General features: G+C 57.1%; 8 protein-coding genes. 4 read left to right on the plus strand and 4 right to left on the minus strand.

Annotated elements, in window-relative coordinates; all coding sequences use genetic code 11:
- Positions 1-120: 120 nt before the first annotated feature.
- Genes dgoD through GGR28_RS03110 form a run of 4 tightly spaced genes read left to right on the plus strand, consistent with a single transcriptional unit; the run spans position 121 to position 5,596 of the window.
- On the plus strand, positions 121-1,278 hold the full coding sequence (dgoD, locus tag GGR28_RS03095) for a galactonate dehydratase (RefSeq protein ID WP_183494245.1): 1,158 nt from the start codon (positions 121-123) through the stop codon (positions 1,276-1,278).
- 1 nt (position 1,279) lies between these two features.
- Positions 1,280-2,590: an MFS transporter gene (locus GGR28_RS03100; protein WP_183494246.1), complete on the plus strand. Its 1,311-nt coding sequence runs from the start codon at positions 1,280-1,282 to the stop codon at positions 2,588-2,590.
- A 44-nt stretch (positions 2,591-2,634) separates the two neighbouring features.
- Positions 2,635-3,915 carry a glycoside hydrolase family 117 protein gene (locus GGR28_RS03105; protein WP_183494247.1) on the plus strand — a complete coding sequence of 427 codons (1,281 nt, stop codon included), beginning with the start codon at positions 2,635-2,637 and terminating at the stop codon, positions 3,913-3,915.
- 58 nt (positions 3,916-3,973) lie between these two features.
- Positions 3,974-5,596 carry a sulfatase family protein gene (locus GGR28_RS03110; protein ID WP_183494248.1) on the plus strand — a complete coding sequence of 541 codons (1,623 nt, stop codon included), beginning with the start codon at positions 3,974-3,976 and terminating at the stop codon, positions 5,594-5,596.
- Between the two features lie 9 nt (positions 5,597-5,605).
- Here GGR28_RS03110 and GGR28_RS03115 read toward each other — a convergent pair whose 3' ends face one another.
- From GGR28_RS03115 to GGR28_RS03130, 4 genes are all read right to left on the minus strand, one after another.
- Positions 5,606-7,165, minus strand: coding sequence for a sulfatase-like hydrolase/transferase (locus GGR28_RS03115; protein ID WP_183494249.1), 1,560 nt, complete (start codon positions 7,163-7,165; stop codon positions 5,606-5,608).
- A 152-nt stretch (positions 7,166-7,317) separates the two neighbouring features.
- Positions 7,318-8,862 carry a hypothetical protein gene (locus GGR28_RS03120; RefSeq protein ID WP_183494250.1) on the minus strand — a complete coding sequence of 515 codons (1,545 nt, stop codon included), beginning with the start codon at positions 8,860-8,862 and terminating at the stop codon, positions 7,318-7,320.
- Between the two features lie 319 nt (positions 8,863-9,181).
- Positions 9,182-11,398, minus strand: coding sequence for a TonB-dependent receptor (locus GGR28_RS03125; RefSeq protein ID WP_183494251.1), 2,217 nt, complete (start codon positions 11,396-11,398; stop codon positions 9,182-9,184).
- Between the two features lie 217 nt (positions 11,399-11,615).
- Positions 11,616-13,652: an HAD family hydrolase gene (locus GGR28_RS03130; RefSeq protein WP_183494252.1), complete on the minus strand. Its 2,037-nt coding sequence runs from the start codon at positions 13,650-13,652 to the stop codon at positions 11,616-11,618.
- Positions 13,653-14,628 lie beyond the last annotated feature (976 nt).

A 14,628-nucleotide genomic window follows, 5' to 3' on the forward strand; every position in this document is an offset into this window, starting at 1 on the left:
ATGATTGCAAGTACGGTCCCTAGTATTAGGCATGCTTGAAGCGATCATTCCGCTACGGTCCGGCAATCTACCTATTTTACTTGCCAGACACCCACCTCGATTACTTCACCAATCCATAAGATGAAGGACCTTACGATTACCAAAGTGGAACTGTTTCGGGTTCCCCCCCGCTGGTTATTCCTCAAACTCACTACCGCCTGCGGCATCGTAGGCTGGGGCGAACCGGTGGTCGAAGGCCGGGCCGCTACCGTGGAAGCCTGCATCCGGGAAATCGAAGTTCACCTTATCGGCCACCCGGCGAATAAGATCGAAGACTTCTGGCAGATGATCTACCGCGGCGGATTCTACCGCGGCGGACCGGTGCTCATGAGCGCCCTCTCCGGCATCGATCAAGCGATGTGGGACATTAAGGGAAAGGCACTTGAGGTTCCCGTGTACGAGTTGCTGGGCGGTGCGGTACGTGACCGGGTGCGCATCTACGGTTGGATCAACGAGGAGACCCCGGAGCAACTCGCCGCCGCCGCCCGCCGCAGGATTTTGGACGGCTTTACGGCCCTCAAAATGAACGCCTGCGAACGCATGGAGTGGATCGACAGTCCCGCCAAGGTGGAAGAGGCTGCCGCCAAAATGGCCGCCGTTCGGGAAGCCGTCGGCAACGAGGTGCTGATTGGACTCGACCTGCACGGGCGCGTACACAAGGGACAGGCCAAGGCGATCATCCGGGCCCTCGAGCCCTACTCGCCCTACTTCTTCGAAGAGCTGGTGCTGGCCGAGAACAACGACGCCCTCAAGTCACTGCGCGATTTCACTCACGTACCCATCGCAACCGGAGAGCGGATGTACTCTCGCTGGGACTTCAAGCGGGTGCTCGAGCAGCAGGCGGTCGATATCGTACAACCCGATCTCAGTCACGCCGGCGGCATCACAGAGGTCAAAAAGATCGCCACCATGGCCGAAGCTTATGACGTAGCCATCGCACCCCACTGTCCGCTCGGACCGATCAGTCTGGCCGCTGCCCTCCAGATCGACTTCAACTGCATCAATGCCCTCATCCAGGAAACAAGTCTGGGCATCCACTACAACGTCGGCACCGATCTGGTCGATTACCTCGTTGACCCCGACGGATTCGGGCTGCGCGACGGCCACGTCCCGTTGATGACCAAACCCGGGCTCGGCATCGAGATCAACGAGGACAAAGTGCGGGAAGCCGCCGAAGTGGGCCACGATTGGAAAAATCCCATCTGGCGCAATCCGGACGGATCGGTAACCGAGTGGTAGCATGATCCCTTCGACTATACCAACCAAGAAACGCTACAACATCCTGGCGCTCATTTTCGTGACCGTAGTGATCAACTACATGGATCGAAGCAACATCTCCGTGGCCGCCGCCGCCATTAGCGAGGAATTGGAGCTCACGAAAGTGCAACTGGGACTGATCTTTTCCGCCTTCGGGCTTACCTACTCGCTACTTCAAATTCCGGGTGGCATTCTGGCCGACTACGCCCGACCGCGGATCCTGTACCCAATCTTGCTGGTCCTATGGTCGCTGGCGACACTGCTGCAGGGACTGGTCAGTTCACTCGCGGCCCTGATCGGACTGCGGGCCTCCATCGGCGTTTTTGAAGCCCCCTCCTACCCCACCAACAATAAGATCGTGACCAGCTGGTTTCCGGAGCGGGAGCGGGCCTCTGCCATCGCGGTATATACTTCAGGGCAGTTCATCGGACTGGCCTTCCTGACACCGGTGCTAGTGACCATCCAGGCCTACTTCGGCTGGCGGGGACTGTTCATCATTTCCGGATTGGTGGGCATCGTGTGGGCCGCGATCTGGTGGTTTGCCTACCGGGATCCGCGGGAACACGAAAGTGTTAGTCAAGAAGAACTGGACCTCATTGAAAGTGGTGGCGGCATTTTGGGCGAACGGACCGATGCGAAGGATGAGGGGAAAAAATCATTCAAGCCTTCGGAGCTCCGGGAAGTATTCGTTCACCGCAAACTGTGGGGAATTTATCTCGGTCAGTTCTGTCTAGGCTCGCTGTTCATCTTCTTCCTGACGTGGTTTCCGACCTACCTGGTAGAGTTCCGGGGGCTGGACTTCATCAAATCCGGTTTCCTGGCGTCCATCCCCTTCCTGGCGGCCTTCTTCGGGGTGTTGCTGGCGGGGTTCATGTCTGATTTCCTCGTCCGGCGGGGGGTGAGCAAGGAAGCCTCCCGCAAGGGGCCGATCCTCATTGGCATGCTCTTGTCCACCTCGGTCATCGGAGCGAACTATACGGACAGTACGGCCTGGATTATTTTCTTCCTGGCGCTGGCCTTCTTTGGCAACGGGCTGGCTTCCATTTCGTGGGTGTTCGTCTCGCTCCTCGCGCCCCGCCGCCTGATCGGTCTGGCCGGCGGCGTATTCAACTTCATCGGCGGACTGGCCGCCGTGGTCACCCCCACCGTGATCGGCTACCTGGTGCAGGATGGCGACTTCGCCCCCGCCCTCTTGTTTGTGGGTGGGATGGCTTTTCTTGGATTCTGTAGCTACCTGTTCCTGGTCGGAAAGATCGTTCGCGTCGGGGAAGACGAAAATTCATTGCTCCTATAATTACGTAGCTCCTGCGCTACGCCGCCCAAATAATTTGTTGCCCTATGTTGCGAAACGCACTACTCCCCCTCCTCCTTATTCTGCTATTTGGCTGCACAGACCGGGAAACCTCCGAACCCAACTCCAACGCGGATCGGGTTACCGGCGGCTTTCCCTTCGTCCTTCCGGACACCCTGCCCGATCGCCCGCTGAGTGCTGCGCTTAAACGGAACTACACGGCCTACCCGGCTCCGCGCCCCGAGGAAAACGAGCTGTACTCCCAGTTCAAGTACACCGAGCTTAAAGGCTTCGATTACAACGGAGGCGACGGGACGATCTCGCGCCGCGACCCCTCGAAGGTGATCTTCGCGAACGGGAAGTACTACGTCTGGTATACCCACCGGCACACGCCTACCCCACCCCAGGGTGCGGAGAAGTCGACCGAAACGATCCCCTCCAGCGACTGGGACCTGGCCGATATCTGGTACGCCACGAGCGAGGACGGGTTCACCTGGACCGAACAGGGGGTAGCCGTACCCCGACCACCGAAGCCGCAGGTAGGCTGGCGATCCGTGACTACGACCGACATCCTTGAATGGGCAGGCAAGTATTACCTGTACTATCAGGGCTTTATGGAAGCGAGCGGCAAGCGGGGCGACGACTGTCCGGTAGCCGTCTCCTATGCGGATTCCCCCGACGGTCCCTGGACGGCCCACGGCGAAGTGGTGATCCCGAACGGGGCCGCGGGCGAGTGGGACCAGTACTCCATTCACGATCCCTACCCGCTGGTGCACGACGGTAAGATTTACATCTACTACAAATCCGACTTCGGCGGCGAGGGCAAGAAGCTGGTACGTATGCACGGACTGGCCACCGCCGATGATCCCCTGGGGCCGTTCACCAAACACCCACTGAACCCGGTACTGAACTCCGGGCACGAAACCACCCTGTTCCCGTGGAAAGAGGGCATCGCTGCGCTGGTCATCAAGGACGGCAACGAGCACTTCACGGTGCAGTACGCGGAAGACGGCGTCAACTTCGAGATCGCCGCCATTACGGACCTCATGCCGACGGCGGCGGGGCCCTTCATCCCCGATGCCTTTACGGATACCAAGGACGGACGCGGCATCACCTGGGGCATCGCCCACCTCACGAACGCGACCACCTGGGCGCACAACCACGCGGTGCTGCTGCGCTTCGATTGCGACCTTAGCCAGGACGTGCACGACCCCGACATGAAGAACCACAATTACTACTACAAGCCGGACTTCTACTACCAGCACGGGCTAACCGTCAAAGAACGGGAGCGCATCGAGGAGGCGAACGCCGCCTTGCGTGGCCGGTAACTATTTCGGATTGAAAGGAGGGGCCGCTAAGTAGGTACATACCTTTACCTTAGTCTCAATGAACTACACTACCGATCTCAACGTCAAATTGTACTTGCTTACCCTGCTGACCGGTCTGCTGCTGTGTGGCTGTCCGTCCTGCAACAATAACACGGCCGGGGGAGCGACCAACGAAAGTGAGCGGCGCCCGCCCAACATCCTCTTTGCCATTGCCGACGATGCCTCCTGGAAGCACTTCGGTGCCTACGGTTGCGACTGGGTGGAGACGCCCGCCTTCGACCGGGTGGCAGCCGCGGGCCTCCTGTTTGCCAATGCCTACACGCCAAACGCCAAGTGTGCCCCCTCCCGCTCCTGTATTCTCACCGGCCGCAACCCCTGGCAGCTGGAAGAGGCCGCCAACCATTCCCCCCATTTTCCCGCCAAGTTTACCACCTACGTCGAAGCGCTCGGCGCGCACGGCTACTGGACGGGCGCCACGGGCAAGGGGTGGGCGCCGGGCAATCCGGGGATGCGCGACGGCAAGGCGCGAGAGCTGGCCGGACCGAAGTTCGACGCGTTCACCACAAGACCACCGGCCAGGTTCATGTCCAACAACGATTACGCCCAAAACTTCGCCACCTTTCTCGAAGCGCGTCCGGCGGGACAGCCTTTCTGCTTCTGGTACGGCAGCACCGAGCCCCACCGGGCCTACGAGTTCGGTGCCGGAGTGGCTCACGGTAAGGAACTCTCCGATATCGACGAAGTACCCCCTTTCTGGCCCGACGTGGATAGCGTACGGACCGACATGCTGGATTATGCCTTCGAGATCGAGTACTTCGACCACCACCTGCAGCGCATGCTCGCACTGCTGGAGGAAGCCGGCGAATTGGACAACACGATCGTAGTGGTCACCGCCGACAACGGCATGCCCTTTCCGCGCATCAAGGGGCAGGTCTACGAATACTCCAACCACCTCCCGCTGGCCGTTATGTGGCCCGACGGCATCCAAAACCCCGGCCGGACCGTAACTGAATTCGTCAACTTCATCGACTTCGCCCCCACCTTCCTGGCAGCTGCAGATCTAACGGTAAAAGCATCTGGCATGCAGGATATTACGGGAAACAGTTTGCTGGATATTTTTACCGGGGAAGGGGGGAAGGACATCGCAAGTAACCGCGACCATGTACTGGTAGGAAAGGAACGTCACGATGTCGGCCGGCCCAACGACGCGGGCTACCCGGTCCGGGGACTTATTCAGGATGGCTTTCTCTACCTGCACAACTTTAAACCCGACCGCTGGCCCGTCGGTAACCCCATCACCGGTTACCTCAATACGGACGGCAGTCCCACAAAATCGTATCTCCTCAACACCCACCGCTACGGCAACGAGCGAGAGTGGTGGGCACTGAACTTCGGTAAGCGGGTCGAGGAAGAACTATACGACATCCGGGCCGATCCGTACTGCATGACAAATCTGGCCAACGACGCCCGCTACACCGAACGCAAACAATCCATGTCTGCCTCCATGACCGTAGAGCTTATGGCACAGAACGATCCACGCATCCTCGGCAACGGCGACGTATTTGACCAGTACCCCTACTCCGGCGCGGTGCAGGACCTGTACAACCGCTTCATCGCCGGCGAACGAGTGCCCACCGGTTGGGTGAACGACAGCGACTACGAGGCTGCGGATCCGGAGTAAGCGGCCGCCCTAATGCACTTGCCCCGGCAGCTGCTCCGGCCCCAGCCCGTTGGTGAGGTCGCCGCCGCACTTGTCCAGGAGGATGGCTTTTAATTCGGAAACCCGTTGCTCCTGCGTCCCCGCCAAATCGTGTTGTTCGGAGTAGTCGTCCGGCAGGCAGTACAGCTGATACAGGTCGTGGGCGCGCACGTAGCGGAGCTTCCAGCCCTCGTGGGTGACGATGGCCGGGCCCATCATGGAAGAGGTGACGGTGTAAGTGCGCGGGACGGACTCCCGGCCGAAGAGGGTACCCGCGTAGGAAACCCCATCCTTATTTTCCACGGGTGGCTGCCCGATGATCTCCGCCAGGGTATTGAGGAAGTCGTAGTTGCTGACCATTTGCTCGCTCACTGAATGTGGTGCGATGTGACCCTTCCAGTACCAAAACAGAGGCACCCGCGTGCCGCCCTCCCAGTTGGAGCGCTTGTGGCCCGACATGCCGTCGTTGCCGTCAAAAACGTCCCCGATGGCGGCCGTGGTGAAACGCGTCTTCACCTGGTCGAATCGGTTGCCGGCCAGGTCGGTTTTGCCCTTCGAGGTGCGCCCCTCGGCGGCGTAGTAGATCTCGTGGCCGTTGTCGGAGGTGAAGACGATAATGGTATTATCGAGTTCGTTCATCTCCTCCAGTTTTTGGTGGATGCGGCCGACGTCGTCGTCGAGCATTTTCACCATACTGGCGTACTCTTTTTCCAGCTCAGTCAGTTCGGGGTGGTCGCGAAAGTCGGGATGTACCTCGGGCACCATGATTGGGCCGTGGGGCAGCTGGGTAGGAAAGAAAACGAAGAAGGGCTTGCCGGTTTTCCGCGGGTGGTGATCATCGAGAAAGCCCAGCATCTTGTCCACGATCAGGTGCTCGGAGTAGACGGCCTTGCCCGTCATATCCCAGCGGTCGCGGTAGGCTTCGGGGGAGTTGCTCTCCTTCGTTTTTGCGCAGTCCACATGGGTGTTGCCGGGGATTTCGACTTTCTCGCCGTTCTCGAAGAGGAAGGGCGGGTAGAAGCCGTGGCAGCGCTCGTGGTCGTAGTAGCCGAAGTGGTGGTCCCAGCCGTGGCGCTCCAGTCGGGCGGGGGTAGTTGCGAAGCCCCACTCCAGCTTGCCGAACTGGGCGGTAACGTAGCCCGCTTGCTGGGCGACCTGACCGAGAAACACCTCGTCGGCAGGGGCCGGGGCAACGGTGGCTTCCACCCGCTCCACGATCTGGTCCAGCGAGAGCTTACGGTCTAGTTCCTTGAAGATGCCAGCTTTCGTGACCCGTTGCCAGGGCAGGTTGCGGACGTCGTGGCGGCCGGTGAGCAGACTCATGCGGGCGGGTGCGCAATAGGTAGCCCCGTACGCCCGCTCGAAGCGCATGCCTGCCCGGGCCAGCCGGTCGATGTGGGGGGTGCTGATGATTCGCTGTCCGTAGGTGCCCAGCAGGCCCCGGCCGAGGTCGTCGGCGTAGATGAGGATCACGTTGGGTTGTTGTGCGCGCACGAGCGACGGTGCGAGAACGAGGATCGCGGCGAGGAGGTATAGGGTCCGTTTATACATGGTCAGCGGGTTGTAGCGGGGGATTCCCAAGCTACCCAAATGGTGTGGCGGCTAAAGCGCATTCCGTGTCATTGGGGCGAAGATGAATCGCTCGACACCCCTTTTTGATACGGAGACCCGCCTGCCTACGTCACCGAATCCGCCGTTCCATCCTAGTTGTCCGAAAACACGTAAAACCCAACCCCGTAGGCCGGCAATTCCACCGCACCGGCCGCTGCGGGCTTCCCGGTTATTTCCGGCAACTGATCGTTCGCCGTAAGCGTCAGTTCTTCCCCGTTGAGGTAAACGGTCTTGCTCCGGAGGTCGTCGGAAGTGAGGACGAAGGCGCGTGACGCGGCGGGCAGGTCGACGGTGATCGGAGCGTCAGTCGGATTGATCAGCAGCAGGGTTTTGCCGTCGGGGTTGTCCCGGTGGCTGTGCAGGTAAACTCCCAGGCGGCCGCCGTCTACACCGGGATCGTACACTCGCGTGCCCATCAGCTGACGCCACAGCAGGGCCGCCCAGTAGTTGGGGCGGGGCGTGTGGGTCGCCTGGTCGAGGATTCCGTACTCACTGGCCGTGAGGGTATTGTGCATGATGATCTTGACGTCCTCCCGGGCCAGCAGTCCCATCTGGGAGAGGTAGCGGAAGACGTCGATGTATTCGGCCGCCCAGGGATTGCCGCCACAGGCCGCCTCGGCGGTCTCGGTGAGCCAGATGGGCGTTTCGGGCAGGTGGCGATCGTGCTCCTTCTTGTAGAATGCGTAGGTGCCCAGGGTTTTATGGAGCCAGTTATCGGTCAGGGCACTGTCGACCGGCGAGTGCATGGGGGGTGCCTGGGCGCACCGCAGCGACACGCCGCCATAGTGGTGGTAAGCGAAAATGTCGAAATCGGGTTTGGGCGAAGCCGACAGCAGGGCGTCGGTCGACAGCGGCATATTCATTCCGGCGGGCATCAGGCCGCCCTCTCCTACTGCATCCGGACCGGCAATCGGTACATCGGGTAGCGCTTCGTGGATGAAGTCGGTAAAGACGGCTACGTCCTGGGCAAAATCCTGGGCGGTGTACCCCTTCGGGGCACCGGCGTATTCCGGCATATTGGGCTCGTTGAAAAACTGTACGGCCTCGATCGTTCCGCCGGCTTGTTTGGTGAAGTCGAGGAGTAGTCGCGCCTGTTCGGGCGTCCAGCGTCCGTCTTCATCCCGTGTGCCGGGACTAATTGCGAAGGAAGTCATGAGATCGGCCCCGGTAGCTTCCGCAAAGTCGAGCACCCCACGCCATTCCTCGCGCGTCAGCACGTTCTTGAAGCCTTCGGGTGCTTTCTCTAGTTTTGCGGAATCGTTGTCCTGAAAGTACACGTAGTTGGCCCACGAACCGCTCACGCGCATAAAGGCCGGGGAGAGGGCCTCGGCCAGCGTGCGCAGGCGTAGGTTGCTCAGGTCGACGGGTGACCGGTAGCGGTAGCGGTTCTTGTTCTCCCCTACCTCCCCCGCCGCCGTGATATCGGACGTTTGCGTGGTATCCATCTGGTCGTAGGGGATCCAGAAATCGCCCCCTACGACCTCGGCCATTTCCACGTTGTAGGAGGAAAAGCGCTCGTCGATCTCGGCCACCTGCTCGCGGTCGTCGATGGTGATGGTTACGGGAGTTTGGCTCCAGAGCGGTCCCGCTAGGCTCAGGAGGGCTAGAAAAAGTATTGTGCGTAGGTGTATTCGCATGGTGTTGTTGTAGTGTCCGGTTTATCTGTCCACTATAATACTTCATATTTCCCACGCGTGGCTGTATCACGTGATTGCCCCCGCCCCCCTACGAAGCGCGGGGGGCAAAATTGTGGCCACTTCCCTGTCGCGAATGCTACCTACCTTACCCTATCCAAACCATTACCCAATGTCTGACAAGGATAAGAAAAAGCCAACGCCCGCCCGCCCCGCTCCCGTAAACAAGCCCAAGCCGCGCAATACCCCTCCCGGCAGACCCAACTCTCCGCCACCCGCCAGACCACAGCGACCGGCCGGACCGAAGCGGTAAACAAACCGATTAGAAGCCGTAGCGCACCACGCCCCGCAGGGACAAGGGCGCCCCCGGAGTAAAGTGGATCTCCTCAACGGCGGCGGGTTCCTCGAACAAGCGGGACGTCGTGGCAAACTGGGTTTCGAGCCAGTCGGCGTCCAGTAGGTTTTCCACGATTAAGCCGATGGTAACGGGACCGAAGCGGTAGTTCGCATTCGCATCGATCAGGGTGTATCCATCGGCAACAATGGAGTTGTCCTCGTTGGCCGGCCGGTCGCGGATGTAGCGGTACCGAATCCCTCCGGACAGCCGGCTGCGGAGTACTGTCACGCCGCCCGTGCTCGTCAGATCGGGCGCCAGGGGGATGTAGTTCGCTCCTTCCGGATCGTTGACGCTACGGGCAAAGGCGTAGTTGATATCGGCATCGGCAAAGAGCCAGTCGGTAAATTGGTAGCGGAGGCCCAGGTCGACTCCCATGCGGCGACTCTCCCCACTCGGCTCAACGATACCCGCATCTCCGACGTACACGAACTCCTGTTCCAGAAAGAGGTACCAGAGCGCGGCATTCAGGAAGAGTCGACCGGTAGGCCGGTAAATTCCGCCCAGATCGGCGCCGTAGGCAGCGGGCAGAATTTTATCGGCCGTCTGATCGATGACCACCCGCGTATCGTTGGCGTGGAAACCCATCCCGGTTTTCAGGTACAGTTGCAGGTCACTGCTCGCCGTGTACAGAAAATTTAGCTTCGGGCTCACGGCAAGCTTGCGCTGCTCCTGCCGGTCGTAGGTGGGCTGTAACATGTCGACGTAATCGAAGGTAAAATGGTCCAGACGTACGGCCGGATTAATGAGCCACCGGCCAAACTCCAGGTCGGCCCCGACGTAGGAGAATAGATTGGTCTCGTCGGTATCCCCGAGCTGTAGTCGCTCGAGTACTTCCCGCCGGTTCTTGGTGCGGCTCAGTTCGCTACCATCGATGTTGTCGTACCGCAGCCCGATGCCGGCCTTTAGGCGGCTCTCCTCGCCACCAAAATTGAAGCTTTTGTTAAGTTCCGACGTCAGGCCGAAGGTTTGCCGGTCCTCGAGCTGGCGAATTTGGTCGCCGTTCACCGGGTCCTCCAGGAAGAAGGTGAAATTGGAATACAACTCGAAGTCGTAGCGGCTGTAGTATGCGTTTGTCTTGACGTAGGTCCTTCGATCCACGACCCGCGTAAACTCCGCGATCAGATTGCTCCGACTGGTGAAGCCCCCCTCCGTATCGTCGATGGCCCCAAACCGTCCGATGCGTCCGCTCTCGACGGCCCGCAGGGGGATTTGACCGGACGCGTCCCACTTGCTGGCGAAGTGGGAAGCCAGGAGGGACACTTTACTACCGTTTTCCAGCTCCGCAGTGTACCGTCCCATCAGGTTAAGGCGACTGAAGTGTTGACTGGATTCAAAGGGGCCGTCCGACAACGTATACTCCGTGGCGAAATAGGCATTGCTGCGTTCCCGGTTCAGCAGGTCGAAGAGGCCTACGGTGCGCAGGGTGTTGAAGGAACCCATTTCCGCGGTTACCAGCGACTGATCAAGCTTCTCCTTGAGGGAGAAATCTACGAATCCGGCCGTAGCGAAATTGCCCCGGTCGGCGTAGTACGGCCCCTTGCCGTAATCGATTTCTTCAATAGTCTCGGGAATGAGGAAGTGCAGGTCGGCGTATCCCTGTCCGTGGGCGTGGCTAACGTTGTTCACCGGCATCCCCTCGACGCTGATGGCCACGTCCGTACCGTGGTCGATGTCGAACCCCCGCAGAAATATTTGCTCGGCCTTTCCCCCGCCGGCGTGCTGGCCGATCAGCAGGCCCGGTACCCGCCGCAGCACCTCCTGTGCCGAATTTACCGGCCGTAGGCGGGCGTCGATATCCGCCACCACATCGAGGGAAGCGAGGGAGGGACGCACCGTGACAGCAGCCAGGTTAAAAAAGGATTCTTGGAGTATGACTTTCACCTCCTGATCAGTGCTCGTAACACCGATTATGGCGGTTTTAAACCCCAGGTAAGAGACCTGCAGGGAATCACCTGTCCGCACGCTATCCAGTCGGAATTGCCCCAGTTCATTCGTGTGAGTGTGGTGCTCCGACCCGAGCCGCAGGACGTATGCTCCGACGGCGGGACTCCGGTCGTCGGTCACCACGCGACCGTGTACGGTCTGGGCAGTGAGGATTGAGCAAGAAAGCAAAGCGAAGAACAGAAAGTAGAGTTGCTTCATGGGGTCATTTACGGAAAGCCGGGGCTTCTGGGTTGTAGGGTAGGCCAAATTTAGGCCTACAAATTGACTTGCCTGCGGGCTCAGCAAGCGGCAGCGGATGGAATAGACATCATCAAGGAGGCGGCCAGTAGCGACGGCTTCAGCCGTCAAGCTGTCAGACTTACTCCCCTAAAGACCCCACATTTGACGAGCGCTTTCTTCGAAGGGCACCCCACCATCATTTACGGATAAAACCTAAATGCAACTGAACGAAACGTTTTGCATACTGCCTTTTTTCCCTCAACTTTTCTCTGCTGACGTATTTCTTAATAACATTCAGAAAGTTGAGCCGGGGATCAAGCTGAATTAACATTCTTGGAAGTAATGGGCTCCGCGAGTAAGACCCGTTAAACCACTGGGTATAGGAATTTCTTTGCTTCCTACTGGATATGATATAGCTTAATGCCTGTAAAACATTAAATGGCGGAGCAAATATACGACTATTGGATTCCTCGATATTACCACTATAGAAGAGATCCCCGAGCGTAGCGGCCACTTCTGGGGTAGCATCCTCCAACATCTCGATGAGTATGGGGGTAATCGCTGCATAATTGGTCTCAACGCTAGGATAGGCAACTAAGGATTGACTAAGCGTACGGGAAAAAGTCCGGATACCCTTTTTATAGTCATCCAACCCCCATTCCTCCAAATGTACAGAAGGGGCTTTTAGTACTGCCTCGAATTGTCCGGTATCATTTTTTTGGTAACGTAGCGTTGTCCCATGTTCACACTGCAAAATCATTTCAAGAATGGGCCCACTTCCAGCCCTAGTGGACGGAAACATATAGGCTGGCACTTTTCTATTTTCTGGAGAAGTATATGCACTATAATAGGTTACCGCCAAATAGTAGGATGTCAGTTTGAAATCAGGTTTTTTACTTTTTAGAATCCTGAATATAGCATCCTGGAGCGTTCCCCTCCACCCTATATCAATAAAACCAATACGTTCGTCCCGTAGAAGCCCTTCCTGCTCGAAATAGCCAACGACAGCCTCGCGGTAATTTTTTGCCGCTGACTCGACCTTGGCCTTGAGGGTAGTATTACCCAGCAGTTCGTTTTGTAAATGCTGTACTAATGTATTGGTGAGTCGATTATCCAATCCGTTGCTGACAAGGGATTGCCTTAAATCTTCATCAAGATAATTCATCAGTACACTTGCTTCTAAATGCAAACGTTTTGCGACAACGTTAAACGTGATCACATTATCCATCTCCTGGAATATCCAGTGAAAGCTACTCTTTGTCAGGCAAAATATCGACGCGAAATAAGTCGACTGTCTAGAGGTATATAAATAGCGAATTTCAATGTTGTAATTATAACAGGCTATAATTTCTTCCGCAATAATTTTCAACAGATAGCCATCACGCGCCAGGAAGTAGAGCCGTTTAATCCCCTCGTTAACGGCCTGTTTTAGCGAATCGTGGACGAAGCCATAAAACATAGGTCCCATGAAACTTGCCCCGAGCCGGTAAGACGGTTTTAAATCATAGCCCTGCAGCCGTGTTTGCTTGCTGGCACCGACAAAAAGTTGCAGGAATAAATTCTGTTCTTCCCTGAAGTAACTTTTTTCAATTTTACTCAATAAGGAGTCCTGGTAAAATTGATAATTCACCCCTGTTCGTTTAGCCATCACACAGTCGCTGGTGAAATTATCACCAGTATGGATAAGCGACGAGGGCTGAATTTTCCGGTCATTGCAGACATGGCTAAACAAAGTTCCGTCGGATTTGCGCATCTTCAGTGTAGAAGACAAATACAGGGGTAGGGAACACAAGCGAGAGTCAGCCCTTTTGAGCATCTTCATAATAACGACCTCACTGAGATACATATCCGAAATCAGCAGGACGTTGTGTCCAGAATCGATGATATCCATCACTCTGGAAATATTCTCCGGTATGGGACAACAAATTTCAATCTCGATAGCCTCTTCCAATGCTTGAAGCAGTTCGAGGTGCTCGGTCCTAAACTGGGGAAAATTTGATCCCAAAGCCGTATATATCTCGCTAAGCGTGATCTCAGGATAAGCAGATGTCTTGTTAGCTACTTTTTGCGCATGTATCCTCAGGTTGACGAATTCGTCAATAAAGTAATTAGGGAATTCCAATTCCGTCACTCCCCTGAGTTTCTCTCTCATTGCAACAAAAACACCCTTATCATTGGCTAATTTCCGCGAAATTAATGTGTCAAAAATATCAAAAGAGTAGGTGTGCATCATATCTTGTATTTAAAACAGCAAGCAAAAGAAGGGAGGATATCGGATACAAATACACCCTTCCTCCAAGCCGTTACTACGGAGGAATAATGACTCCCGTTTTTCGTCGACCCATTCCGCATCGGCGTACCGGGTTGGATGTCGATCACCCTTTCCGTGTAGGTGGACAATGGACCATACAGGGAGCCGGTAGGCGTGGCAAACAGGCCTGAATAACAGGTACGTGCACAAACATTCATTTGGGGTGGCTGATCGGTGGTGGGGCTTTAGGTAAAATTGCAAAAGCAATTTTGTTGTGAACGTTTTACCAAGGGTGGTAAATTATGTGAGGTTATAGTTTTATGGTTTAGTCGGCGGTCGTGCGAAGGCTGGAAGCGCTCTTCAGGATGACCACACTCAACTTTCATACGTCGCTGGATACACCAAGGTTCGGTACGCTCCGGCAAGGACCGCGACCGATCCACTGTTCTATAGCGGGCATGAGCCTCGCTTAGCCTTGAACGGCCATTGCACCTGCGTTCCCGCAAAAAAGGCGAGGGCGGCGGCGCGCGGGAGCAGGGCAAAACGGACAACGAGCAAACATTTGCTTCTTTCTAGTTGGAGCCCTCTCCATAATCCAAGGTTGAGGCTTTCTAAGCCGACCCAGTACTGCTTGAGTTCCAGGGTCGCCCTAGAAGGGCTCATCCTAACTTAAGGTTGAGGCTTTCTAAGCCGACCCTGCACTGCCCATGTTTCAGGGTCGCCCTTGAAGGGCTCATCCTTTTCTCTTTCCGAGCCCACCCTGCACTGCCCGTCTACCTAGGTCGCCATACAAGGGGGAATGCAAGGTTGAGGCTTTCTAAGCCGACCCTGCACTGCCCATGTTTCAGGGTCGCCCTAGAAGGGCTCATCCTTTTCTTTTTCCGAGCCCACCCTGCACTGCCCGTCTACCAGGGTCGCCCTAGAAGGGCTCATCCTTTCCTTGCTGCGCCTTGCGCCG

Source organism: Neolewinella aquimaris, from assembly GCF_014197245.1.
Taxonomy (GTDB): Bacteria; Bacteroidota; Bacteroidia; order Chitinophagales; family Saprospiraceae; genus Neolewinella; species Neolewinella aquimaris.

Coding starts and splice junctions, on each gene's coding strand:
- dgoD (WP_183494245.1), top strand. CDS start 121: ATGAAGGACCTTACGATTACCAAAGTGGAACTGTTTCGGGTTCCCCCC.
- GGR28_RS03100 (WP_183494246.1), top strand. CDS start 1,280: ATGATCCCTTCGACTATACCAACCAAGAAACGCTACAACATCCTGGCG.
- GGR28_RS03105 (WP_183494247.1), top strand. CDS start 2,635: ATGTTGCGAAACGCACTACTCCCCCTCCTCCTTATTCTGCTATTTGGC.
- GGR28_RS03110 (WP_183494248.1), top strand. CDS start 3,974: ATGAACTACACTACCGATCTCAACGTCAAATTGTACTTGCTTACCCTG.
- GGR28_RS03115 (WP_183494249.1), bottom strand. CDS start 7,165: ATGTATAAACGGACCCTATACCTCCTCGCCGCGATCCTCGTTCTCGCA.
- GGR28_RS03120 (WP_183494250.1), bottom strand. CDS start 8,862: ATGCGAATACACCTACGCACAATACTTTTTCTAGCCCTCCTGAGCCTA.
- GGR28_RS03125 (WP_183494251.1), bottom strand. CDS start 11,398: ATGAAGCAACTCTACTTTCTGTTCTTCGCTTTGCTTTCTTGCTCAATC.
- GGR28_RS03130 (WP_183494252.1), bottom strand. CDS start 13,652: ATGATGCACACCTACTCTTTTGATATTTTTGACACATTAATTTCGCGG.